This is a genomic window from Halogranum gelatinilyticum (assembly GCF_900103715.1).
GTDB classification, from domain to species: domain Archaea; phylum Halobacteriota; class Halobacteria; order Halobacteriales; family Haloferacaceae; genus Halogranum; species Halogranum gelatinilyticum.
This window is the reverse complement of record NZ_FNHL01000001.1, coordinates 1,214,045-1,237,351: the sequence shown is the minus strand read 5'-3', so window position 1 is coordinate 1,237,351 and position 23,307 is coordinate 1,214,045. Positions and strand designations below refer to the sequence as shown.

Here is a 23,307-nt window from a genome sequence, read left to right as displayed (position 1 = left end):
GGTAAGGAACCCCTATGTCTACCTGAGTGAACGCCATGGAACGAATCAGACTCGACATCCGGGGGATGAGCTGTGCGAACTGCTCGTCCACCATCACCGAGGCATTGACGCGGTTGGAGGGGGTCGGCGAGGTGGACGTGAACTTCGCGACCGACGCCGGGACGGTGGAGTACGACCCCGAGCAGGTCTCGCTGGCCGAAATCTACGAGGCTATCGAGAACTCGGGATACGAGCCGGTCGCCGAGACGCTGAACGTCGGCATCACCGACATGACCTGCGCGAACTGCTCGCAGACGGTCGAGTCGGCCGTCTCGAAGCTCCCGGGCGTCGTCGGCGTCGACGCCAACTTCGCGACCGACGAGGCGCGGGTGCGGTACAATCCGGCCGCCGTCGACCGCGACGCCATCTACGACGCCATCGAGGACGCCGGCTACTCACCCGTCCGCGACACCGGCGGCGAGGAGAGCGAGTCCGAACGCCGCAAGAACGCGCGGAACGCCGAGGTCCGCCGCCAGCTCCGGCTGGTGCTGTTCGGGACCGCGCTGTCGGTTCCCTTGGCCGTCCTGATGATGGGCGACCTCGTCGGCCTGCCGGTCCCCGAGTCGTTCTTCGGGGTCGGGAAGGGCTGGATCGCGCTCGTCCTGGCGACGCCCGTGCAGGTCCTCCTGGGCAAAGAGTTCTACGAGAACTCCTACACGGCACTCGTCAGGAACCGCACCGCCAACATGGACGTGCTCATCGCGCTGGGGTCGACGACGGCCTACGCGTACAGCATCTTCGTTCTCCTGAACCTCGTCGCTGGCGGTCTCTACTTCGAGAGCGCCGCGCTCATCCTGACGTTCATCACGCTGGGCAACTATCTCGAAGCCCGCTCGAAGAGCCAGGCCGGGGCCGCAATCGAGCAGCTGCTCGAACTCGAAGCCGACGAGGCGACCGTCGTCTCGGAAAAAGACGGCGAGTTCGTGAACGAGCGGCAGGTGCCGCTGAAAGAGGTCCAGGTCGGCGACGTGCTGAAGGTCCGGCCCGGTGAGAAGATTCCGACCGACGGCGAGGTGCTGGACGGCGAGAGCGCGGTCGACGAGTCGATGGTGACCGGCGAGTCCGTCCCCGTTGAGAAGTCGCCGGGCGACGAGGTCGTCGGCTCGACGGTCAACGAGAACGGTCTCATCTACGTGCGGGCGACGAAGGTCGGCTCGGAGACGGCGATTCAACAGATCGTCCAGATGGTCCGCGACGCCCAGAGCCGTCAGCCCGAGATCCAGACGCTCGCCGACCGCATCAGCGCGTACTTCGTCCCGGCGGTCATCGCCAACGCGCTGTTGTGGGGTGTCGTCTGGTATCTCTTCCCCGAGGCATTGGGCGGCTTCGTTGGGTCGCTGCCGCTGTGGGGACTCGTGGCCGGCGGTCCCGGCGTCGTCTCGGCGTTCGAGTTCTCGGTCATCGTCTTCGCGAGCGCGGTCCTCATCGCCTGTCCCTGCGCGCTCGGGCTGGCGACGCCCGCGGCGACGATGGTCGGCACGGCCATCGGCGCGAGCAACGGGATTCTGTTCAAGGGCGGCGACGTGCTCGAACGCGTCCGCGACGTTGACACCGTCGTCTTCGACAAGACCGGCACGCTGACCAAGGGTGAGATGACGCTGACCGACGCTCGCGTCGTGAGTCCGACGACGGATGGCGCGGGGGCGGTCGCGGACGAGGAGACCGATTCGCTGAGCGAAGACGACCTCGTCGCCGTCGCCGCGAGTGCCGAGGCGGGGAGCGAACATCCCATCGCCGAGGCCGTCGTCGAGGGCGCGCGAGACCGCGGCATCGACGTCTCTGACCCGGCCGCACTCCAGAACGTCGCCGGGAAGGGCATCCGTGCACGGACCGACCGCGGCGACGTCCTCGTCGGCAAGCCCGACCTGCTGCGGGAGTACGACGTCGACCCCTCGCCCGCCGAGGAGACGCTCGCGGAGTTCGAGCAGCAGGGGAAGACAGCGATCATGGTGGCACTCGACGGCCATCTCCTGGGAGTGCTCGGCGTCGCCGACGAGATCAAGCCCAGCGCGACGGAGGCCGTCACGACGCTCCGCGAGCGGGGCACTCGCGTCATGCTCGTCACCGGTGACAACGAGCGGACGGCGTACGCCGTCGCCGAGGAGGTCGGCATCGACCGCGAACAGGTCCGTGCGGGCGTCCTGCCGGAGGACAAGGCCGACACGGTCGAGGACATTCAGGCCGACGGCAGCCGGGCGATGATGGTCGGCGACGGCGTCAACGACGCCCCCGCGCTCGCGGCGGCCTACGTCGGGACGGCGCTCGGCAGCGGGACGGACGTCGCCATCGAGGCGGCGGACGTGACGCTGATGCGCGACGACCCGATGGACGTCGTCCGCGCGATGAACGTCTCGGAGGGGACCTTGGCGAAGATCAAGCAGAACCTCTTCTGGGCACTCGGCTACAACACGGCGATGATTCCGCTGGCCTCCCTCGGCCTGCTGCAGCCCGTCCTCGCGGCGGTGGCGATGGCGTTCTCCAGCGTCTCGGTGCTGGCGAACAGCCTGCTGTTCCGCCGCTACGACCCCGAGAAGCGGTACCGGCTGTTCGGCCGGAACCGCTGAGGCAGTGGAAGCGTGGAACCGTCAGCCCCACAACCGTTAAATCGTCTCGGGGCGTGAAATAAAGCGTAATGGCGAAAGGTAAGGTGGCGTTTTTCAACGACACAGGCGGTTACGGTTTTATCGAGACGGACGATGCGGACGACGACGTGTTCTTCCACATGGAAGACGTCGGTGGCCCGGACCTCGAAGAGGGACAGGAAGTCGAGTTCGACATCGAACAGGCGGACAAGGGTCCGCGCGCGAAGAACGTCCAGCGACTCTAACGGAGTCGACGAGACGGCGAAAACGGTTTTTTCACATCGTGTACGACGACGGTGCAGTACGCCGGTCCCGTCGCGGTCGCTGTCGATCACATCAGCTAACTGTCTCGAAAGACGACTTCAAATCGTGTCTGCCAATAGAGAAATCAAACAGATGCTCGCGGGGATCGAACTGACCGTCGTCGGCGTCGGTCTCTGTCTCTTCTTCCGCACCGACGTGTTACTCGTCGGCGTCGGTGCCACGATGTCGCTCGTCGGGCTGTTCGTCGTGCTGCTGCGAACCGTGTCGTCGGGTGACTGACGGGGTCGGCCGGGTGGCGGCGGGCTCGTGTTCGACGTGCACAGAGTATTTTTCGCCGGACAGCGATGGCTGTCTAAGCGATATAGTCAAGTACTCTCATGAGAACTGTTATACTGGCGCACACAGTGCGCGGTCTGTCATCCACACCGCAGGTCGTGGCGTGGGTATCCCACGCGGTTTTTCCGAAATCGGTTCGCGAGCGGACCGCACCCGATCTCGTCGCTCAGAGCGACCCGTCCTCGGCCAACGTTCTGACTTCGCTCGCCCGCTCGCGGATCGCCGCCCACTCCTCGTCATCCTTCTTGTCGACGTGTGAGTACATCAGCCCCATCCGGCCCGTTCCTCGCAAGGTCTCCTCGTTCTCCTTCAGGAAGTCCCAGTAGAGCGCGTTGAAGGGACAGGCATTCTCCCCAGCCGTCTTCGAGACGGCGTAGGGACACGACATGCAGTAGTCGCTCATCTTGTTGACGTAGTTGCCCGAGGAGGCGTAGGGTTTCGAGGAGAGCACGTCCGTCGCGAACGTGCCCATCCCGACGACGTTCGGCGTCGTCACCCAGTGGTAGGCGTCGACGAAGCCGTAGTGGAACCAGCGGTTGAGTTCCTGGGGGTCCGCGCCGTAGACCAGCGCGAAGTTCGAGAGCACCATCAGCCGCTCGATGTGGTGGGCGTAGCCGTGCTCCCAGACGTGGCCCACGGCCTCCGAGAGACAGGTCATGTCGGTCTCGCCACTCGTGTAGAGCGGCGGCAGCTCGCGCGTCTGGTTCAATTGATTGGCCTCGCGCATCTCGGGCATCGCCCGCCGATAGACGTGCCGCATGAACTCCCGCCAGCCGACGACCTGCCGGACGAAGCCCTCGACGCTGTTGAGCGGTGCGTCGCCCGACTCGTAGGCAGCGACGGCGCGGTCGACGACCTCCATCGGCCGGAGGAGGCCGAGGTTGAGCGAAGAGGACAGAAGCGAGTGCGACAGTGCCCACTCGCCTTCGACCATCGCGTCCTGATACGGGCCGAACTCCGTGAGTCGGACTTCGACAAACTGCTCCAGCGCGGTCAGTGCCTCCTCGCGGGTGACGGGCCAGACGAACTCGTCGTTCGCGCCCCACGTCTCGAACCGTTCGTCGACCCAGTCGGCCACGGCCGCGGTCAACTCGTCCGGCTCGAACCGCGGCGTCTCGGGCGGTGTCCAGCCCTCGGGCGGCGTCTCGCGGTTCTGGTCGTCGTAGTTCCACTCGCCGCCCTCCGGGTCGTCGCCGTCCATCAGAATGTCGTAGTTCCGGCGGACGTGCCGGTAGAAGTGCTCCTGTCGAAAGCCGTCTTCGACGTCCCTGTCGCCCGCCCACTCGTCGAACTCGGCGGGCGTCGTCAGGAAGCCGTCGTTGTCGACGACGGTGAGACGCCCGCCGCGCTCGTCGACCATCGCCCGGAGACGGTCGCCGCCGCCGTGGCTGGCGGGACGCATGAGCACGAGGTCGTCGCCGGGGCGGGCCGCGAAGTAGTCGTCGAGTGCGTCGCCGAAGGAGTCGGCCTGGAGGTAGGTGACGTCGTAGCCGCGGTCCCGCAGGTCGTCACGGAAGTGACGCATCGCGCTGAAGACGAGCGTGAGTTTCTGCGGGTGGTAGGGCAGCCGGTCGGCGAAGCCGTGGGCTTCAACCATGAGCACGTGGTCGTCGTCTCCCTGCAGGACCGCGGCGTCGGCGTTCAGCTGGTCGCCGAGGAGCCAGACGGTCATCGGCTGGCCTCCGGACGGGACGGTGACGGACGGGACGAAAGGGCCGGTCGACGGCGACGGACACCATCGCTCCCGAGCGTGAGGGACATATCCGGCCTACGGAGGCCGTGACCAAATCCGTTCGTGCCGCGGCACTCGCGAACCGCCAATAGGGTTTAACCCGAGGCGCGAGAGGGCGGCGTATGGACAACCTCCTGACGAACTGGCTGCTCGCACTCATCGCCGCGCTGCTCGCGGTGCTCGTCCTCAACGCGACCGGACCGACGTTCGCGGCCGTGCTCGGACCCATCGCCACCGTGCTCGCGCTCGTGACCTTCCTCGCGTTCGTCATCGCGACGGGCGCGTTCCTCGTCTACACGGCGAGTTTCAAGGACAGCACAGAGGCGTAGGCCGATGGCGGATTGGTCAATGTCGTCGAATCAGTCGAATCAGTCGAAGTCACCGGCGTCGTCGGAATCGCTGACGCAAGCACTCCTCGCGGGTATCGGCCTGATGATCGCCTTCGACGTGCTGGGCTACCAGCTTATTGCCGTATTTGTCGCGGCGGTCTTCCTGGTCGGGCTGCTCGTCGTCGGCGCGACGAGGGTGATGCAGTTGGAGACGTCGCCGAGCCGCGACCGACGAGACGGCTGAGTCTCCCCGTCTGCGAGCCGGTCGCCGTTGACAGCGTCCCGTCCAACACTGCTTTACTCCACCGCCGAGAGCTGCGAACGATGACACGACTCGCCCTCTTCGGTGCCGTCCACGTCGACCGACGTGGCAAGGTCGTCAGCGAACTCGCCTCGTTCGCCGACGGCACCGACGCCCTCTTCGTCGAGTATCCCGTCGACGGCCTCTCGTTCCGTGACGGTGCTCGGGCGCTCCTCGCCGCGCCGGTCTCCGCGCTCGGACTGTTGCTCGCGTCGCTGCTCCAGTACCCCCTCTACGCCCTCTTCAACCGCGACGCCGTCCCCGCGGAGGTCCTCGCCGCTCGACGGCTCAGCGAGGAACGTGACCTCCCGCTGTACGCCGTCGACGACCATATCATCTCGATACTGGGCACGGTCGGCCGCGGGCGGACCGCCGTCGAGTGGCTGCTCCTCGTCGCGACCCTGGCGTTCACGCCCGTCGCGGGCGCGGCGTTGGTGACCACCGTCGTCGGACTCTGGGTCGGATTGGGTCTCGTCTACCGGCTTCACCGACTGCTCTGGGTCGTGGCGACCGTGCCAGCCGTCGGCGGCGCGTCCTGGCTCCTGGTGAGTCGGGACCTCGTCCCCGAACCGCTCGTCCTCACTGCCGTGCTCGCCACCTTCTATACGGTCTTTCGGACGCTCGACCGCCGTAACGGCGTCATGGTCGAGCGTATCGTCGAGACCTGCGAGCGCGAGGGACACGACCGAGCCTGTCTCACAACCGGCCGAGCGCATCTCGCGGGACTGGCGACCGCCGCTGACGAACGGGACGTCACGGTCGTCGCCTCCTACGTCCCGAACTGGCTCCGCGCGGGCGACGTCGTGGCGGGCGGCGAGCCGCAGCGTGTCGGTGTCGCGCCCGTGCGCGGCGACCTCGACACTGCGGGCGACGTGTTCGGCCGTCGGGTCGCCGCACTCGCCGTCGACTGGGTCTTCATCGCCGTCGCGGCCGTCGCCTTCGGGGTCGTCGCTGGCACGGTCGGCCGCCTCGTCGTCGGTGACGGCGCGCTCGTCGGTGGCTTCTTCGTCGGCGCGTTCTGTGCCTGGGCTGGCTACTGGGTCGGACTGGAGGCACGCACCGGACAGACCGTCGGCAAACGGCTGCTCGGGCTCGTCGTCGTCGGCCGCGACGGCTCGCGGGTGTCCCGACGCGGGGCCGTTCTCAGAAACCTGCTCCGGCCGGTGGACTTCCTCGTCGGCTACGCGCTCGGGGGCGTCGTCAGCCTGATCTCCCACGACGGCCAGCGACTCGGCGACCACGCCGCCGGGACACTCGTCGTCCGCGCGGAACGGGCCGAATAGCGTTGCACTCGGACGGCGTCGCACTCGGGCGGTGTTGCACTCGGACGGTGTCACGCTCGGCAGGTCGACGATCGGCCTTGAACTCGGCGGGCGACGGAGTGGTACTTCCGCGGAGCCTACGCTTTTGTCACTCGGCGTCGACTCGCGGGTATGGAGTACACCACCCTCGGTGACACCGGGCTGGAGGTCTCGCGCATCTGTCTCGGCTGCATGAGCTTCGGGACGAGCGACTGGCGCGACTGGGTGCTCGACGAGGAGGAGGGCATCGAACTCGTCGAGCGCGCGATGGACCTCGGTATCAACTTCTTCGACACGGCGAACATGTACTCGATGGGCGAATCCGAGCGCGTCCTCGGGAAGGCACTGGAGGGCCGCCGCGACGAGGCCGTCGTCGCCACCAAGGGCTTCTTCCAGATGAACGAGGACGACCCGAACTCGGGCGGGCTGTCGCGGAAGGCCATCGAGCAGGCACTCGACGACTCCCTCGAGCGGTTGGGCATGGACACCATCGACCTCTATCAGACCCACCGCTGGGACTACGATACGCCCATCGAGACGACGATGCGCGCACTCGACGACGCCGTGCGTCGCGGGAAGGTACGGTATCTCGGCGCGTCCTCGATGTGGACCCACCAGTTCGCGGAGGCACTCCACACCGCCGACAGCCTCGGGCTGGACCGGTTCGCCACGATGCAGAACCACTACAACCTGCTCTACCGCGAGGAGGAACGCGAGATGCTGCCGCTCTGTGAGAAGGAGAACGTCGGCGTCATCCCGTGGTCGCCGCTCGCCCGCGGCTACCTCGCGCGGCCGCACGAGGAGTCGGAGGCGACGACCCGTGGGAAGTCCGACGACTACGCGCGTCAGCATCCCTACCTCGAAGGCGGCGGCCCAGACGTCAACGAGCACGTGCAGGAACTCGCCGACGAGAAGGGCGTCAAGATGGCCCAGATCGGGCTGGCGTGGCTGTTCCACAAGGACACCGTGGACGCGCCCATCGTCGGCACGACGAGCATCGAGCATCTGGAGGACGCCGTGGAGGCACTCGACATCAAACTCTCGTCGAGCGACATGGAGTATCTAGAAGAGCCGTACCAGCCCGTGCGGGTGTCGGGCCACGAGTAGCTCGACACGACGACGCCCCTCGCCCCTCAGTCTTCGGAGGACCGCGTCGATTTCCACACGCCGTATCCGAACATCGCCGTTCCGACCACGAGAGAGGCTTCCGGCGGCAACGTAATCGTGACGAGCCCCAGCAACTGCGCGACGCCGCTCGCGACGAGAGCCATTCCGACAACGAAGAGGAGACCACGCTCGATGCTCGCCGTCTCGACGGACTGCTCGTCAGTCATTGGAGGGACCCATGACGCACACTATTCACCTCGACGACATAACTGTTCGAGACGTGTCGTCTCAGTCGTCACCCGTCGGCGTCGACACCGAGTCACCGACCACCGTCCTCGCCGACAGCCGTTTGACTGCCCGGGCAGCGACGAGTGCGATCGCCATCTCCGCGCCGCCGACGAGCAGGAAGGCGGGGAGGAAGCCCGCCAGTTCCGTGGCGAACCCGCCGAGCAGGAACCCCGTCAGGAAGCCGAGACTCCCGAAGACGTTGAATGCCCCGAGCGCCGCGCCGCGTTCGTCCGGTGCGACGACGTCCGTCACCAGCGCCATCGTCGCCGGAGCCACGAGTGCGCCGGCGACGCCGACGAGGACCATCACGCCCGCCGCGAGGAGCGGGGTGGGCGCGAAGACGACGGCGACGATGGTGACGCCGTAGCAGAGCGACCCCACGACGACCGGCAGGAACCGGCCCACGCGGTCCGAGACGATACCCGCGGGATACTGAAACAGCGCGAAGGGGAGGAAGAACGCCGCGAGCAGCAGCCCCGCGCCGGCGGCGTCGAGGCCGAAGGTCACCCGGAAGTAGTAGACGCCGACGAGCGCGAAGAAGCCGGCCGTCATGCGGTCGATGAAGCCGAAGGCGAAGGGGACGAGCAGTGCGGGCCGGTCGGTGAGTTTCGCGAGTGCACTGCCGACATCGGCGTCGCCGTCGTCGGCCTCCTGCGCACGGTCGGTGACGGTCGCGAGGAGTACCGCGACGACGACGAGGACGCCCGCGGCGGCGACGACGGGTGCGAGCGGGTCGACGACGGTGAGTTGGCCGCCGACGACAGACCCGAGCGCGGCCCCGAGGCCGATGGCGATGCCCGCCGCGCCCATGTTGCGGCCGTGCCCGCCGGAGAGGTCCGAGAGCATGGAGATGGCGAGCGAGAACGCCCCGATGGTGAACGCTCCGCCGACGGCGCGAATCGCGAGTGCGACGGGGAAGGAGACGCCGAGCGAGGGGCCGAGTGCGAGGGTGAGGTAGGCCGCCGCGCCGCCGAGCGCGCCCACGACGACTAGCGGGACGCGCTTACCGAGCGAGTCGCTGAGCGCGCCCCAGACCGGTGCAAAGAGCACGAAAGCGGCGAACTCGGCGACGAGGAAGTACATCCCGGCGTCGAGGCTGGCGATGCCGACGCCGGAGGGGTCGCCCTCGGCTCCGAGGGCGACGACGAGGTCCGCGATGCCCGGGTAGAGGAGGACCTGCGAGACGAGGACCGCCCAGACGGCAGTCGCCAGCACGACCCGGTCTCGTCGCTGGGAACCCATGACTGGACGAAGGAGTGGCGGGGACAAATCCCTGGCGTCTTCTGTCGGTTCCGCGACGCGCTGACGGGGAGCCGAGGGGTCACCGGACGGCGACGAGCACGGCGAGGCCGACCAACCCGAGAAAGACGAGCACTGAGAGGAGGAGGATACCCGCGAGACCGCCGACAGTGAAGGCGACGGCCGCACCGAGCGCGGCCAGCGGGAGAGCGATCAGGAGCGCGAGCCGGAACCGAAGGTAGCGACCGAGGAGTGGACTGTTCCAAAGGGCACGGAGCGGGCCGCGCATGGACGAGAGTGGACGGCGGCGCGACAAAGGGGTTCTGGCGCGCTAGAATCAGTCGATGGTCACGTCACCCATGTCGTAGAAGGCCGTCTCGTAGCCCTCGTGGCGGGCGATTTGCGGGGGAAGCTCGACGGAGACGGTCACGGTGTCGTCGGCACCGAGTCCGTCGACCGGCGCGCCGTAGTGGAGTCCCGCCTCGGGGTCGAGACCGGGAGCGAGTTCACCCTCGAAGGCCGTCTCGCCGTCGCGTTCGACCGTCGCCGACAGCGACATTCCAGGGACGAGATAGCGGTTGTACCGGGTCGCCGGGGAGACGAGCAGGTAGGGTCGGTCGCCGAAGCGGTCGTCGGTGGCGACCTGCACGCGGAAGGTGACGTCCTCGTTCGGACTGCGGCCCTCGCCGATGGGTTCGCCGGGAAGCGATTCGGGGGCGACCCCCTGCGGCATCGCCATGTCCATCCGGCGGAGTGCGGCGCGTTCGCCCTGTCGGTCTTCGAGCAGTTCGTACGGGATGTTGTCGCGCTGGCCCTGGCGGTAGTCGAACTGGATTTCGGCCGTGACAGCCTCCTCGAAGCGGCCCTCGAAGGAGCCGAACCGCGCGAACGGGAGTCCGGCGACGGTGACGCGGGCGGTGAAGATGTCGTCGCCGGGGAGCGGGACGTTGTCGCCGTAGTGGACGCCCATTCGCTGGGAGAACATGGGGTAGACGACCTCCTGGTAGACCAGCCCCTCGTCGTTCTCAAGCTCGACGGTGACGTCCGTCGAGGGGACGACGACGCCCGTCTCGGGTTCCCAGACGATGGCCATCAGATGGATCGAGTCGTCGGCTTCCAGCGGAATCTCGACGGAGGTCCACTCGCCACCCTCGTTCTCGACGACCCAAAAGCGGTGGGCGTAGCTGTACATGAGGCCGACGCGGAGGTCGCCCGCCTCGCCCATGCCGACCATCTGCATCCCCTCTTGGTGCGTCGGGATGTAGATGGCGTCCGGGCGGTCGGCGACGAGCGGCGGCTCGCCGCTGTTCGTCGTCTCGAACAGGCTCGCGACGGTCGAACAGCCGGAGAGCGAGGTGGCGAGACCGAGACCGGCCGCGCCGAGGAACGTACGTCGTTGCATTACTGGAGCGTAGGGAAGTCGGGAGGTTACGGGTTCTGGTACGGCCGTCGAAGCGAGGGGCTTCGGCTCACTCGGGCGAGAGGAGGTCGTCGACGAGACGGGTGAAGCGGTCGACGAAGCGGTCGGGCAGCGAGGGCGAGACGGCCGCGAGGAGTTCGGCCGTCGCCTCGGGGTCGACGAGGACGAGCGTCACGCGGTTGCGCGAGTCGCGCTCTTTCCGCGCGACGTCCTGCTCGACGAGGTGGTCGAGATGCCACTCCAGCGTGCTGCGGGCGACACCGACCCCGTCGGCGACGGTCGTCGGGTCCGTCGGGCCGTGTTCGAGCAGATAGCCGATGACGTCGCGTGCGGTCTCTCTGCGGACGAGCGCGAGCGTCCCGCGTTCCCAGTCGTCGAACGTCGGCGGGAAGTAGTGGGTGCGGCCGTAGAGTTCCTCGGCCGCGACGGTCTCCTCGCCGATGAGCCGCCGGAGATGGTACTGGACCTGGCCGGGCGCGAAGTCGGTGGTCCTGACGAGTTCGTTGAAGTGGACGCCGGGATTGTCGCGGACGTGGGCCGCGATGCGCGTGCGGGTCGAACTCATCGGTTCGCCCCCGCGGCGCGTTCGACCCGGCGGGCGTAGTAGACGGCGGCGAGCATGAGCGCGACGAGCACGAAGTCGAGCGTGTGTTCGGCGGTGTGGTGGAACTCGAAGGGCATCACGCCGCCCATCGTCAGGACCGCGACGGCACTCCGGGCGAGCAGTGCCGAGAGCGCGAGGGCGACGAGGAGATACGAACCCGAGCGTCGCTGGACGAACGCGGCGAGACCGAGCCCGGCGACGACGGCGGAGCCGAGCCCGGCGAGCGTCACTGCGACGACGAGCATCGGGCTTACCGTGGTGACGACGTGTGCCGGAGCGAGGACCGTCACGGGCGGACACCTCCTGCCAGCGGGGACGCGTCGAGTGCGGTAGACCGACTGTTCATTGAACGCGTCTAGTGGGTCGATGCTCAAATGTCGATTGGTGTGGCTCTCGAAACCCGCCCGAAACAGTGCGAATCCGACCCACGATTCGAACGGCGGACCAGAACCCCTTAACCGCTCACGGGCCTAGCGAATCCATGTTCGACAGGCCGTCCACACGACGGGACGTCATGAAGGCAGCCGTCGCCCTCGGCGGCGCGAGTGCCCTCGCGGCCTGCATGGACCGCGCCGACGAGCCGGTGCCGACGGGGACCGACGACCCCGAGTCGCTGCCGGAGCGTCAACACGCCTGGAACGACTACCTGCGAGCCGACGAGTACGGCAACGTCGACGGCCCGCGACATCAGCTGCTCCTCTACCTGAATCTGGACCACGACGGCACGCCGACCGCCGAGGACCGAGAGACACTCGAATCGGCATTGACGACGCTCGACCGTGCCTACGAGCGGAGCCACGAGGGAGTCATCTACTCCATCGGCTACTCGCCCGCGTACTTCGACCGGTTCGAGGAGCCACTCCCCGACGGTATCGACCTCCCGGAACCACGAGCACTCGCGCCGTTCGAGGACCCGCAGTTCGACCGACAGGACGCCCTGCTGCATCTCGGTTCGGACCGCGCCGACGCCCTGCTCGAAGCCGAGCAGGCTCTGACCGGCGAGCGCGACACGGCCAACACGGTCACCGTGGAGACGGCCCTCACGGATGTCGTGACGGTCGCTTCCCGGCGGACCGGCTTCGTCGGCGCGGGGATGCCCGCCGAGCGACAGGACGTGGAGGGGATTCCCGACTCGCGGCCCGTCCCCGAGGCGTCGCCGCTGTTTATGGGCTTCAAAGCCGGGTTCGCGAAGAATCAGGCGAGTGAGGACTACGTCACCATCGACGACGGCCCGTTCGCCGGGGGAACGACGAAACACGTCGCCAACATCCGCCAGCGGCTCGCCGACTGGTACGAGGAGCAGGACTTCGACGAGCGCGTCGCCGAGATGTTCTCACCCACCCACGCCGCGGAGGGCATGGTCGAGGGCGTCGGCGAGAACCTTGGCGACGACAGCGGGCTCACGCCCGAGATCGTCGAGACAATCCGCGAGCAGGCCAGCGAGTACGGCCGCGTCGGCCACGCCCAGAAGGCCGCCCGCGGCAACCGTGACGCCGACGGAAACGTCCGCGTGCTGCGACGACATTTCGAGTCGACCGACGACGACGTGGCGAGCCTCCACTTCCCCTCGCTGCAGACGGGTATTTCGGTGTTCGAGGAGGTCAGAGAGGCGATGAACGGGACCGACCTCACTGACAACCCAGCCATCCGCCAGCGGGTGAACAACGGTATCTTGGAGTACATCTTCGTCCGTCGCCGCGGCAACTTCCTCGTCCCGCCGCGCCGGATTCGGAGCTTCCCGACACCGACGGGCGAGTAATCACCCATTCTGCCGAGGGTTCAAGTACGAAAACGGGACCAGCCGACCGCATGGTCTGAACCTCGCCACGGGTCGGCCAGCGGTCGTGCAGGAGACCGACTCGTGGACGCCGACAGCACTCGGTTTGCCGTCGGCGGCCGTCCCCTGCCTGTTCGCCTCTTCCTACTCGTCGTAGTCCAGCGCGACGACCCGACCGTCGGCGTACATGACAAGTGCCTCGTCGTCGCCGTCGCCGTCGAGGTCCGCGAGCGTCGGCCGTGCGAAGACCGGCACATCGCGGCTGTAGGTCGCCCGTACCTCGCCTTCGGGCGAGACGACCGAGACGGTGCCGTCGTTGCCAGCGACGACCAGCTCGGGGTCACCGTCGCCGTCGACGTCGCCGACGACCGGCGGCGGCATCATCTGGACCGACTCGGCCGTGAGGTCGGTCGCCCAGACGACCTCGCCGGTCGCGGCGTCGACCCGGCGAAGCGCGCCGTCGCGGGCGGTCACGTAGAGTTCCTGTCGGCCGTCATCGTCGGTGTCGGCCACCGCCTCGACCGCGGCGAAGCGGCCGACGTTCAGCCGCCACTCCTCGCTCCCGCTCCCGTCGAGCGCGACGACGTCGCCTCGGCTCGTCGCGACGACCGTTTCGCGAGCGGCGTCGTTGTCGATATCGCCGGTCGTCCCCCACGTTATCGACCCACCGACGTTCCGCTGCCACTCGACGGCTCCGTCAGCATCGAACAGCGTCACGTTCCCGTCGTCGCCAGCGACGACCAACTCGGGGTCGCCGTCGGCGTCGAAGTCGGCGACCGCCGGCTGTGCCCAGACGAAGGCGTCGAGGTCGTGGCTCCAGACGGTCTCACCGGCACTGTCGACGACGAAAACGACGCCGCCGGAGTCGGCGACGATCAGCTCGCGTCCCTCGGCTGGCGCGAGGTCGGCGACGAGCGGCTTGGTGTAGCCGTACTTCGTGAGTTCCTTCGCGAACTCCTTCTCTCCCGTCTCGGGGACGAACGCGGCGAGTTCGTTCTCCGTCGTCGCCGCGAGGACCTCGTTGGTTTCGTCGGCATCGTAATCGGCGACCGTCGGGTCGGCGACGGCGTGGATGGTGCAGTTCGCCGCCGCGACGCCGTAGCTCCAGTCGGTCGAGCCGTCGCTGGCGTCGAGCGCGACGAGCGCGCAGCCCGTACTCCGGGACTCGGCACTCACCGGCGCGTAGACGCGGCCGTCGGCGACGGCGACCGAGTGGTGGTTCGCGCGGACGTTCCGCTCGGTGTCGCTCACCCACTCCTCGGACAGCTCCGCTCCTCCGTCGCCGACACCTAGGTAGGCGACGCCGAGGAGGCTGCCGAGGAGGAGGACGCCGACCGCGACGGTCACGAGTCGCATTAGTCGTCCTTGCCAGCCACCGCCGATAAGCCTCCCTCTTTGCCGCTCACGACGCCACCGGCCGGGAGATGATCCACAGCGAGAGGACCGTGTAGCCGACCATGAGCACCACGAGTGGTGCGTGCGCGAGCAGTGCCCGACGACGGCCGTCGACGAGCCGCTCGGCGACGGCGTGCGCCGCGACGACGGCGACGACGTGGCCGACGACGATCAGGACGACCTGCAGCCCCCAGTAGGCCGACAGCGGCAGCCACGCCAGGAGGTCGACGGCCTCGACGCGGACCATCCGCGGCAGGAGGCCGAGATAGGTCAGGACGTAGCCGAGGCTGTGTGCGAGTTCGTAGGCTGCCGCGATGGGGACGACCGAGGCGGCAAACGCCCGTGCCGGTTCGGCGACGTCTCCGATCTCACCAACGAGTCGGGTGACGCTGAGGAAGACGAGGAGGAACCCAGCGAGACCGAGCAGATAGAGCACGACGCTCACGGTCGGTCCGAGACCGAGCGCGTCGCGGACGCCGAAGTAGATTGTCTGGTACTCCGGCGACTCGACGAAGCCGTCGAAGCTCACCGTGTAGACCGCGGCGACGACGAACGCGACGCTGCTGGCCGACAGTCGGTCGAGACAGCCCTGCCACGGCACGCGCGCGACGAGGTCGCCCCCCTCGAACTGGAAGGGCGCGGCGCGGCCGAGCAGTCGGTAGAACACGGCCAGCGCGTCGGCGCGCTCGAACCACTGTGGGCCGAAGACGAGACCGCCGACGAGCATCACCGTCGCGTAGACCGCGAGCAGTCCCGCCGTCAGTGCAGGCCGTTGTGGCAGCTGCGTCAGGTTCTCGGCAACGCCGACGACGAGGAGGAAGCCGACGAACGCTGGCCAGTCACCGAGGTTCGGATACGGCCGAAGCTGAATCTCGCTCCCTTCGAGCCGAGCCAGGCCGTCGTAGAGCGTCCGCCACGGCGAGAGCGTCCGCCACGGGCTACCGCCCAGAATCGCGAGGAGCGCGACACCCTTCAGCAGTAAAGGCCAGACGAACAGCGTCGTGAAGTTACTCAGTGGCGCGCTCGGACCCGTAACACCCTCGACGAGCGCGAGTCCGAAGGCTGCGAGAAAGAGCAGTCGCCCGGCGAGTCGGCCACCCCGCGTCGCCGTCGGCAGCGAGACGAGTCGCCGCTGTCTCATCGGCGTCCCGTCCATCTGCGCGAGGAGCAGCGCGGTGAGCGCGACCGTCGCACCCGCACCGGCGAACAGAAGTGAGAGAGGAAGCGGCGCGTCGAACCGTGAGCCGACGCTGTGTGCTGAGACGGGTGCTGCGAGGAAGAGTACGCCAGCGAGAACCGCGAGCAGGCGGGAGAGCCGTCGCATACCGAAGCTTCTCGGTAGCGGTGGAAAACGTAGTCGATTCGTCGTCCGGTTCGACGCGGAACGGCCGTGTCAGGAGGTGACGTTCAGAGTTCTGACTCGATGGCGGCGCGGACCTCCTCCCACGTCGGGGTGACGGAGGTGCCGTTGACGTAGACGGCCGGCGTCCCGCCAGCACCGCGGTCCTGTGCGCGCTGGGCGTCGGCTTCGAGCACGGGGCGGTACGGCTCGTTGATGGCGTCGCCGCGGATTCCACAGCCGTCGGCACCGACCGCTTCGGCCTGCTCTTGGACGAGGTCGAACGAGTAGTCGCCCTGGTTCTCGAACATCAGCTTCGCGAACTCGAAGAACGTCTCGTCGTCCATCGAATCCTGCACCCCGCGGGCCGCGTTGGGGATCGCCCACGACCACTGTTGGTTGACCGGCAGCGGCCAGTCGTGGTGGTGGTACTGGACGTCGCCGGAGTCGACGAAGTTCGAGCGGATCTGCGGGAAGACATCCTGGGCGAAGGTCGCACAGTGCGGGCAGGAGAAGTCCTCCCAGACTTTGACCGTGACCGGCGCGTCGTCCGGCCCGAGCGTCGGGATAGGCAGCTCCTGAACCGTGTCGGTGCTGTCGGGGATGTCGCAGTCTCCGGCGTCGCTGCCGCTGGCACCGCCGAGACAGCCCGCGAGACCGACTGCGGTGGTGCCACCGATCGTTGCGAGGAGGGAGCGGCGAGAGGTGTCCATAGGTTATCTGTGGGTTTTGGCAGTATTTAACCCCCGTGAAAGGAGGCTGGTAACGACTGTCATCCGTAGGGATTTGCGTCTGCCGTTCCAACGGTGACCATGCCGACTGTCGCGTTCGAGGGAGCGAGAATCGACTGTGCGGAAGGGGCGATCCTCCGAGACGTCCTCCGAGCTGCGGGCCACTCGCCGTACAACGGCCGCGCCGAGACGCTCAACTGTCGCGGGCTGGGGTCGTGTGGCACCTGTGCTGTCGCCATCACGGCACGCGGCGACGGCGGCCCGCCCGTGAGCGAGCCGACCCTTCGAGAGTGTGCGCGGCTGTCGTTCCCGCCGCATTCCCCCGAGGACGGTCTCCGACTCGCCTGTCAGACGCGTGTCTACGGCGACGTCATCGTCGAGAAGTATCCGGGTTTTTGGGGCCACAAAGTCGACGAGTGACCTCGACAGAGAGGGGACGGCGTTCACCGTCACCCCGAGTCAGAGGAACGCTGGCGGCGTCGTCGGCAGCGAGATGAGCCACAGACTCAACGCGGTGTAGAGCATCATCACGACGACAAACGAGTACTGGCTGCGGATCGCCTGAACCCGGCTGGGGAACAGCTCGTAGGCCGTCGAGTGCGCCACCCAGATGGCGAGCAGATGTCCGGCCAGGACGAAGAGGATGGTGAGACTGCCGAACCATGCCGGAAGCGAAAGCACGAGGGGGTTCGGCGGCGGGCTGAACGGCGAGCCGAGGACGGCCACGAGCGACGGCGACAGCGAGACGAAGAACGCGAAGTAATGGGCGAGATGGTAGCCCGCGGCGATGGCGAGCAGTGGCGGTGCGAACCGGACCGCGAGTTCTCGGGTGGTGCGATACGTCTCCAGATAGTCGGCCGCCAGCTTGGCGGCGAGGACGTACAGCCCGACGAAGGCGGCGAAGCCGCCGAGATAGAGTCCGAGATAGACCGAAAGCGGCGGGAGACCGAGGCCGGCGAGGGCTTCGACGGTAGAGACACCAGCCGTCGTCGTCACGAAGCCGCTGAACGTCAGCTCCCAGACGAGCGCGACGACGAACGCGACGTCGTCCAGCCCATCGACGAAGCGGTCCTCGACGAGTCCCATCCCCGGCAGCCGGAGGTCGAGACCGTCCTCGGTCCACGTGAAGGGGGCGACTCGGCCGTAGAAGGCGAAGAAGACCGAGACGGGGTCGACGCGCTCGAACCACGTGTCGGGACCGACGAGGACCGCACCGACGACCGTGACGGCGGAGTAACCGACGAGCGCGGTCGCGAGCGTCGCCGGGACCGACGTGACCCCGGTCGTCGTCTCGACCCAGACGAGCGCGAGCAGTCCGGCGACGGCGGGCCACCGACCCAGCCGGTCGGGATACGCGACGAAGCCGTTCGGGAGCCGTTCGGCGACCGTCCGCCAGGGGTTCAACAGCGGCCACGCGTTGCCGAACAGGTAGGTCACCATCGTGAAGCCCGCACGCATCCCGGCGAAGACGAGCACGAGCGCGAAGTTGACCGTCGGAACCTGCGGCCCGGTGAAACCGCGGTAGACCGCGAGCGGCAGGAGCACGACGCCCGCGAGTGCCAACACGACGCGAGCACCGCGTCTGAGACTCCGGCCGTCGGTGAGCGCGCGCCGCCAGCTGTGAATCGAAGCGATAAACCGGCGGTCGGTCACGAAGCTCGCGAGCAGTGCGGAGGCACCGATGACGGCACCGCCGGTCGCGACGTAGAGCCACCGCGGGACCGAAAGCGACTGGCTGGACGCCCCACTGAGGCCGACGGCGGCGTTGCTCGCGGCGACCGTCCCGACGAACGCGACCGTCGCGAGCGCGAGGGCGGCGAGGCGGCCGGTCAAGCCGGTGAGCCGAGCAGGCCACGAGAGAGACGTCTCTCGCGGCTGGGTTGGGGTCCCGTCCGTCCCGTCCGGGGACTTAGACTGCGAAGCTGGCATACATGAAGAGGAAGCTGAAGTACAGGAGGACGAGTCCTCCGAGTGCGATGATGCGGAAGCGTCGGAGGGTCGCCTCCTCCTCGGCGTACGCGTCACGGTACCGTTCCAGTTCCGCCTCGTCGAGGTCGTTCGGATGGCGGACCCCGCGGTGGTGAATCAGGAGCGTCGCCGTCGGATAGGCCCCTCCGCACGTCTCGCAGATGTGCGGCGCGTCGGTCCCGTCCGTCGCCGTCTCCGCCGTCGGTGTGGTGTGTGTCGTAGTCATGGGTTACGAACGAGTGAGCGTCGTCGGTGGCATCTCGAAGAAGGCGGTCTCGTAGCCGTCGTGGCGGGCCACCTGCGGCGGCACCTCGACGGTCAACTCGACCGTGTCGCCGGGCTCAACGGCCGCGGCGGCTCCGTAGTGGTAGCCGACCGTCGGGTCGAGCGTTCGGTCCAGCGTCCCGTCGAAAACGGTCTCACCGTCTCGGGTCACCGTCGCGCGCAGCCCCATCATCGGGACGACGACGCCGTTGTACGGCGTTCGGGCGGTGATAGAGAGATACGAGCCGTCGACGCCGAAGCGACTCCCGTCGTCGACGACGAACGCGTGGAAGACGGCGTCGCCGGTGGTACCGGAGCCGAGGAGGCGACCGGGGAGGTCGTCGACCGCGGGGACGCGGCCGACCGGGAAGCCCATGTCCATCGGCTCGACCGCGTCTCTGGTGCCGCCGCGGTCGCCGAGGCGGGTGATGTCGACGTCGTAGAGGTCGTCGGTGTCGAACGTGAAGTCGAACGCGACCGTCTCGACGTCCTCGAAGCGACCCGCAAACGAGCCGGTCCGCCGCAAGCTGACGCCGCCGACGCGGACCGTCGCGGTGTAGTCGCCCTCGCCGTCGAACGCGTAGTTCGCGCCGTAGTGAAAGCCCATCTGCTGGGAGAGCATCGGGTAGGCGACTTCTTGGGAGACGAGTCGACCGTCCTGCGTAATCTCGATCTCTACGCCCGCGTCGACCGGGAGGACGGTCCCCGTCTCCGCGTCCCACAGCGAGACCATCAGATGAATCGAGTCGTCGCTTCCGACGGGCGTCTTCGTACGTTCGGTTCCGGCGACCGTCCAGAAGCGGTGCGGATAGGAGTAGCTGAGGACGACGCCGTACGGGCCCGCAGTCGTGCGTCCGTACAGCTTCATACCCTCGGTGATCGCCGGGAGATAGACGGCGTCGGGGCGGTCCGCGACGAGCGGCGGGTCGCGCCAGGCGGACTGCGTCTCGAACCCGCCGAGACAGCCTGCGAGCGAGCCGACGGTTCCGGCGGCCAGCGCGCCAAGGACCGACCGACGTGAGGTCGAGTTCGGGAGTGTCATAGGGTGATGAGAGCGTGCCGAGTCAACGAGTAAGGTTACGGGAGGACGATATTGTCTCTTTTGACACGGCCGCCGATTCGTATCCGAACTCGGGGTGTGCGTTAGGAGTAGCTTGCGGAACGACGGCCGGATATGCGAAGTGAACCACACCACGGGGTCGGAGAAGCGAGCAAGCCGGATCCGTATTAAATGGGGTCGGATACGACGGGGCGTCACGTGCGACGCGGTTGGGAGGATTTTTAGTAGTCCAAGCGGAAGCCACGCGTATGAGTACCGAAGATTCACACGACGACCACGGACACCACCTCCCGGCAGTGGAGGACTGGCCCAGGGGCTTCGGCGAAGCCAGTTGGTGGCCGTTCGTCACCGCAGTGGGTGGCGCAGGCATCTACATCGCGGCCGCGCTGTACATCGTCGCCATCGGCGACGACCCGCTTCTCAGCACGACGCCCGGCGTCGTCGTCGGCATCGGGAGCGTCGGCCTGTTCCTCGTCGGCCTCTACGGCTGGCTGTACCACGCGTTCGTCGCGAAATACTGGTCGCGCGGTGCGAGTTCGGACCACGGTTCCGGGCTCCGGTGGGGGATGATCGCCTTCCTCGGCTCCGAGCTGGGGACCTTCGGCGCGCTGTTCGGCTACTACTTCTACATCCGCGCAGGCCAGTGGCCGCCGGTCGGGATGCCCGAGTTCGGGCTGACGACCTCGCTCGTCCTCGCCAACACCGCCCTGCTGGTCGCATCGAGCTTCACGCTCCACTGGGCGGAACTCTCCCTGCGCCGTGAGAACCGCCGCAGCTTCATCCTCGGGATGCTCCTGACGCTCGCGCTCGGTGCGGTCTTCATCGGCGGGCAGATCCTGGAGTACTACGAGTTCATCGTTGAGGAAGGGTTCACCTTCACGAACGGCATCTTCGCGTCGGCCTTCTTCGGGCTGACGGGACTTCACGGTCTCCACGTCACGCTCGGTGCCGTCCTGCTCGGCATCGTCTTCGTCCGCGCGCTCCGCGGACAGTTCTCCTCGGAGCGGCACGTGGCGGTCACCACGGCCTCGATGTACTGGCACTTCGTCGACGTCGTCTGGGTCTTCCTCGTCGTCGTGCTCTACTTCGGCGCGGAGATCGGCGGCTCGGTCGCATAATCGCCGTCCCCCTTCTTTCGAGACGCTCCACCCGGAGCGACAGCGTCGTCGCTCACTCTTCTCGAAACCACGTCTCCGGGCCGGGGACGACGCCCGACAGGACGAGCGCGAGCAGGACGAAGTAGGTCGCCAGTCCGCCGCAGAGCGCGGCGACGGCCCAGCCCCCGGCCGTCGTCGCGAGCAGTCCACCGCCGCCGACGACGAGCAGTGCGGAGCCGACACGGACCGAGCGACGCTCCCACAGTGCGATGCTCCGCTCGGGGAAGCGGGCCATGAGCAGTTCGAGCCCGAGCGCGCCCGCACAGCCGAATGCGAGGGCGGTCGGCCGGAGGAGGTCGGCGGCGCGAAGCCCAGTCGCCGAGGCGACCGCGAGGAGTCCGCCACCGACGACGAGCGCGAGCAGGCCGTCGCGGTGTCGGGAGTTCACGAAGCCGGAGACGTGACGGCGGGCTTTAATTCCTGTCCGTCCGCAGGGAGACGTGAATGTCGAGGTCGACACGGCGCGCGATCGGCTACATCGCGCTCTCGTTCGCGGTCGTGGTGATCTACGCCCTCGCCTACCAGTGGGTACAGGGCGTCTTCGAGGGCCGTGAGATCAGCTTCCTCCGGGCGTTCGAGTTCACCGTCCAGTCCTTTACGACGACCGGCTACGGCGAGGAGTCGTCGGCGTGGACCCATCCGGCGTCGCTCATCATGGTCATCCTGATGATGGTGACCGGCGTCTTCCTCATCTTCCTGACGCTGCCGCTGTTCGTCGTCCCGCTCGTCGAGTCGGCACTGGCGCGGGACCCGCCGAGTAGCGTCGACCTCGAAGACCACGTCGTCATCTGCACGTTCACGCCGCGCGGGCAGACGCTGGTGGACGAACTCCGGTCGCGCGACAAACCCTACGTCGTCGTCGAGGACGACCGCGAGTACGCCCGCGAGCTGTACGAGGACGGCTACTCGGTCATCCACGGCGACGCCGAGGACGTCGAGGACCTCGACGCCGCCAACGTCCAAGAAGCCGACACCCTCGTCGCCGACGACACCGACGAGCGCAACGCGAGTATCGTCCTCTCCGCGAAACAGGCCGCCCCCGACGTGCGTGTCATCACCGTCGTCGAGGACCCGAACGTCGCCGACTACCACCGCTACGCCGGCGCGGACGCTACCATCTCGCCGCGTCGCCTACTCGGTGAACGGCTGGCCGGAAAGGCGACCACCTCCGTCTCGTCGGCACTCGACGACGCCATCGAGATCAGCGAAGATCTCGAAATCGCCGAACTGCTCGTCCAGCGCGGCAGTCCGCTCGAAGGCAAGCGCGTCCTCGACAGCGGCGTCGGCGAGATGACCGGGACGAACATCATCGGCGCGTGGTTCCGCGGCGAGTTCAAGAGTCCGCCGTCACCGGACGACATCATCGACGAGCACACCATCCTGCTCGTCGCCGGTCGCGAGGAACAGCTGGAGGAGCTGAAGGCGTTGACGCTCTCGGAGACGCGGCGACACGGGCGGGGGAAGGTCATCGTCGCCGGTGACGGGGAAGTGGGCGAGACCGCCGCCGAGGCCCTCGCCCAGGAGAATGCACCCCACGTCGTCGTCGACAAGGAGGACAAGGAAGGCGTCGACGTCGTCGGCGACGTGACCGAGCGCGAGACGCTGGAACGTGCCGGCATCGACGAGGCGCGGAGCATCATTCTCGCACTCGACACCGACACGACGACCATCTTCGCCTCGCTCGTCGCCAAGCAGGTCGCCCCACACGTCGAGGTCATCGCCCGCGCGAACGAGACCGAGAGCGTGCCCAAACTCTACCGCGCCGGCTCGGAGTACGTCCTCGCGCTGGCGACGGTCTCGGGGCGCATCCTCGCCTCGAACATCCTCGACGAGGAGGTCATCTCGCCGGACACGCAGGTCGACATCGTCCGGACCGAAGCACCCGGCCTCGTGGGTATGAGCCTCGTCGACGCCGACGTCCGTGCCCGGACCAACTGCACGGTCATCGCGGTCGAACGCGGCGACGAACTGCTGACCGACATCGGCCCGGACTTCGTCGTCCGGACGGACGACGTGCTCATCGTCGCGGGCGTCGACGCCGACATCAACCGGTTCAACGAGCTGGCGAACTAGA

At 67.7% G+C, this 23,307-nt stretch carries 25 protein-coding genes; 11 read left to right on the top strand and 14 right to left on the bottom strand.

Features of this window, described 5'->3' with window-relative positions; genetic code table 11:
• Positions 1 to 35: 35 nt before the first annotated feature.
• The 3 genes from BLR57_RS06395 (at position 36) to BLR57_RS19300 (ending at position 3,164) form a co-directional block, all read left to right on the top strand.
• Complete coding sequence (locus BLR57_RS06395; RefSeq protein WP_089695348.1) at positions 36 to 2,603, top strand: heavy metal translocating P-type ATPase; 2,568 nt, start codon at positions 36 to 38, stop codon at positions 2,601 to 2,603.
• A gap of 68 nt (positions 2,604 to 2,671) precedes the next feature.
• Positions 2,672 to 2,866 (top strand): cold-shock protein, encoded by a 195-nt coding sequence (locus BLR57_RS06390; RefSeq protein WP_089695344.1) that lies wholly within the window; start codon positions 2,672 to 2,674, stop codon positions 2,864 to 2,866.
• Between the two features lie 124 nt (positions 2,867 to 2,990).
• The gene (locus BLR57_RS19300; protein WP_170830570.1) at positions 2,991 to 3,164 is read left to right on the top strand and encodes a hypothetical protein; all 174 of its coding nucleotides are present in this window, start codon (positions 2,991 to 2,993) and stop codon (positions 3,162 to 3,164) included.
• A 223-nt stretch (positions 3,165 to 3,387) separates the two neighbouring features.
• Here the strand turns inward: BLR57_RS19300 and BLR57_RS06385 are convergent, their stop codons facing one another.
• Positions 3,388 to 4,893 (bottom strand): cryptochrome/photolyase family protein, encoded by a 1,506-nt coding sequence (locus BLR57_RS06385; RefSeq protein WP_089695341.1) that lies wholly within the window; start codon positions 4,891 to 4,893, stop codon positions 3,388 to 3,390.
• 182 nt (positions 4,894 to 5,075) lie between these two features.
• On the opposite strand from BLR57_RS06385, the gene BLR57_RS06380 reads away from it, so the two are divergent.
• From BLR57_RS06380 to BLR57_RS06365, 4 genes are all read left to right on the top strand, one after another.
• A complete protein-coding gene (locus BLR57_RS06380) occupies positions 5,076 to 5,282 on the top strand; it encodes a hypothetical protein (protein ID WP_089695338.1) in 207 nt (68 codons plus the stop codon).
• 4 nt (positions 5,283 to 5,286) lie between these two features.
• The gene (locus tag BLR57_RS06375; protein WP_089695335.1) at positions 5,287 to 5,526 is read left to right on the top strand and encodes a hypothetical protein; all 240 of its coding nucleotides are present in this window, start codon (positions 5,287 to 5,289) and stop codon (positions 5,524 to 5,526) included.
• Between the two features lie 80 nt (positions 5,527 to 5,606).
• Complete coding sequence (locus BLR57_RS06370; RefSeq protein WP_089695330.1) at positions 5,607 to 6,866, top strand: RDD family protein; 1,260 nt, start codon at positions 5,607 to 5,609, stop codon at positions 6,864 to 6,866.
• Between the two features lie 150 nt (positions 6,867 to 7,016).
• A complete protein-coding gene (locus BLR57_RS06365) occupies positions 7,017 to 7,991 on the top strand; it encodes an aldo/keto reductase (RefSeq protein WP_089695327.1) in 975 nt (324 codons plus the stop codon).
• Positions 7,992 to 8,017: 26 nt separating this feature from the next.
• Here BLR57_RS06365 and BLR57_RS06360 read toward each other — a convergent pair whose 3' ends face one another.
• The 6 genes from BLR57_RS06360 to BLR57_RS06335 form a co-directional block, all read right to left on the bottom strand.
• Positions 8,018 to 8,218, bottom strand: a complete 201-nt coding sequence (locus tag BLR57_RS06360; RefSeq protein WP_089695324.1) for a hypothetical protein — start codon at positions 8,216 to 8,218, stop codon at positions 8,018 to 8,020.
• A 61-nt stretch (positions 8,219 to 8,279) separates the two neighbouring features.
• Positions 8,280 to 9,521 carry an MFS transporter gene (locus tag BLR57_RS06355; RefSeq protein WP_089695321.1) on the bottom strand — a complete coding sequence of 414 codons (1,242 nt, stop codon included), beginning with the start codon at positions 9,519 to 9,521 and terminating at the stop codon, positions 8,280 to 8,282.
• Positions 9,522 to 9,600: 79 nt separating this feature from the next.
• Positions 9,601 to 9,807, bottom strand: coding sequence for a hypothetical protein (locus BLR57_RS06350; RefSeq protein WP_089695318.1), 207 nt, complete (start codon positions 9,805 to 9,807; stop codon positions 9,601 to 9,603).
• A gap of 48 nt (positions 9,808 to 9,855) precedes the next feature.
• Positions 9,856 to 10,920 (bottom strand): DUF7350 domain-containing protein, encoded by a 1,065-nt coding sequence (locus BLR57_RS06345; RefSeq protein ID WP_089695315.1) that lies wholly within the window; start codon positions 10,918 to 10,920, stop codon positions 9,856 to 9,858.
• Positions 10,921 to 10,987: 67 nt separating this feature from the next.
• On the bottom strand, positions 10,988 to 11,503 hold the full coding sequence (locus BLR57_RS06340; protein ID WP_089695311.1) for a winged helix-turn-helix transcriptional regulator: 516 nt from the start codon (positions 11,501 to 11,503) through the stop codon (positions 10,988 to 10,990).
• Complete coding sequence (locus tag BLR57_RS06335; protein ID WP_089695308.1) at positions 11,500 to 11,832, bottom strand: DUF7471 family protein; 333 nt, start codon at positions 11,830 to 11,832, stop codon at positions 11,500 to 11,502. The genes BLR57_RS06340 and BLR57_RS06335 overlap by 4 nt, the downstream gene beginning before the upstream one ends.
• Before the next feature lie 191 nt (positions 11,833 to 12,023).
• On the opposite strand from BLR57_RS06335, the gene BLR57_RS06330 reads away from it, so the two are divergent.
• Positions 12,024 to 13,301, top strand: coding sequence for a DUF7405 family protein (locus BLR57_RS06330; RefSeq protein ID WP_089695305.1), 1,278 nt, complete (start codon positions 12,024 to 12,026; stop codon positions 13,299 to 13,301).
• Between the two features lie 162 nt (positions 13,302 to 13,463).
• Here BLR57_RS06330 and BLR57_RS06325 read toward each other — a convergent pair whose 3' ends face one another.
• The 3 genes from BLR57_RS06325 to BLR57_RS06315 all read right to left on the bottom strand — a co-directional run bounded on the left by BLR57_RS06325 (position 13,464) and on the right by BLR57_RS06315 (position 16,766).
• Positions 13,464 to 14,675, bottom strand: a complete 1,212-nt coding sequence (locus tag BLR57_RS06325; RefSeq protein WP_089695301.1) for an outer membrane protein assembly factor BamB family protein — start codon at positions 14,673 to 14,675, stop codon at positions 13,464 to 13,466.
• A gap of 46 nt (positions 14,676 to 14,721) precedes the next feature.
• A complete protein-coding gene (locus BLR57_RS06320) occupies positions 14,722 to 16,038 on the bottom strand; it encodes a hypothetical protein (RefSeq protein ID WP_089695298.1) in 1,317 nt (438 codons plus the stop codon).
• Positions 16,039 to 16,121: 83 nt separating this feature from the next.
• On the bottom strand, positions 16,122 to 16,766 hold the full coding sequence (locus BLR57_RS06315) for a DsbA family protein (protein ID WP_089695295.1): 645 nt from the start codon (positions 16,764 to 16,766) through the stop codon (positions 16,122 to 16,124).
• A 99-nt stretch (positions 16,767 to 16,865) separates the two neighbouring features.
• On the opposite strand from BLR57_RS06315, the gene BLR57_RS06310 reads away from it, so the two are divergent.
• The gene (locus BLR57_RS06310) at positions 16,866 to 17,204 is read left to right on the top strand and encodes a 2Fe-2S iron-sulfur cluster-binding protein (RefSeq protein WP_089695292.1); all 339 of its coding nucleotides are present in this window, start codon (positions 16,866 to 16,868) and stop codon (positions 17,202 to 17,204) included.
• 39 nt (positions 17,205 to 17,243) lie between these two features.
• On the opposite strand, the gene BLR57_RS06305 is transcribed toward BLR57_RS06310, so the two are convergent.
• From BLR57_RS06305 to BLR57_RS06295, 3 genes are all read right to left on the bottom strand, one after another.
• Positions 17,244 to 18,617 carry a hypothetical protein gene (locus BLR57_RS06305; protein WP_089695289.1) on the bottom strand — a complete coding sequence of 458 codons (1,374 nt, stop codon included), beginning with the start codon at positions 18,615 to 18,617 and terminating at the stop codon, positions 17,244 to 17,246.
• Between the two features lie 76 nt (positions 18,618 to 18,693).
• A complete protein-coding gene (locus tag BLR57_RS06300) occupies positions 18,694 to 18,978 on the bottom strand; it encodes a DNA-binding protein (RefSeq protein WP_089695285.1) in 285 nt (94 codons plus the stop codon).
• A gap of 3 nt (positions 18,979 to 18,981) precedes the next feature.
• The gene (locus BLR57_RS06295) at positions 18,982 to 20,058 is read right to left on the bottom strand and encodes a DUF7350 domain-containing protein (protein WP_244509916.1); all 1,077 of its coding nucleotides are present in this window, start codon (positions 20,056 to 20,058) and stop codon (positions 18,982 to 18,984) included.
• Positions 20,059 to 20,324: 266 nt separating this feature from the next.
• On the opposite strand from BLR57_RS06295, the gene BLR57_RS06290 reads away from it, so the two are divergent.
• Positions 20,325 to 21,194 carry a cytochrome c oxidase subunit 3 gene (locus tag BLR57_RS06290; protein ID WP_089695282.1) on the top strand — a complete coding sequence of 290 codons (870 nt, stop codon included), beginning with the start codon at positions 20,325 to 20,327 and terminating at the stop codon, positions 21,192 to 21,194.
• A gap of 52 nt (positions 21,195 to 21,246) precedes the next feature.
• Here the strand turns inward: BLR57_RS06290 and BLR57_RS06285 are convergent, their stop codons facing one another.
• Positions 21,247 to 21,621 (bottom strand): hypothetical protein, encoded by a 375-nt coding sequence (locus BLR57_RS06285; protein ID WP_089695277.1) that lies wholly within the window; start codon positions 21,619 to 21,621, stop codon positions 21,247 to 21,249.
• Positions 21,622 to 21,677: 56 nt separating this feature from the next.
• Here BLR57_RS06285 and BLR57_RS06280 point away from each other — a divergent pair, with 56 nt between their 5' ends.
• On the top strand, positions 21,678 to 23,306 hold the full coding sequence (locus BLR57_RS06280) for a potassium channel family protein (protein ID WP_089695274.1): 1,629 nt from the start codon (positions 21,678 to 21,680) through the stop codon (positions 23,304 to 23,306).
• Position 23,307: the final 1 nt, after the last annotated feature.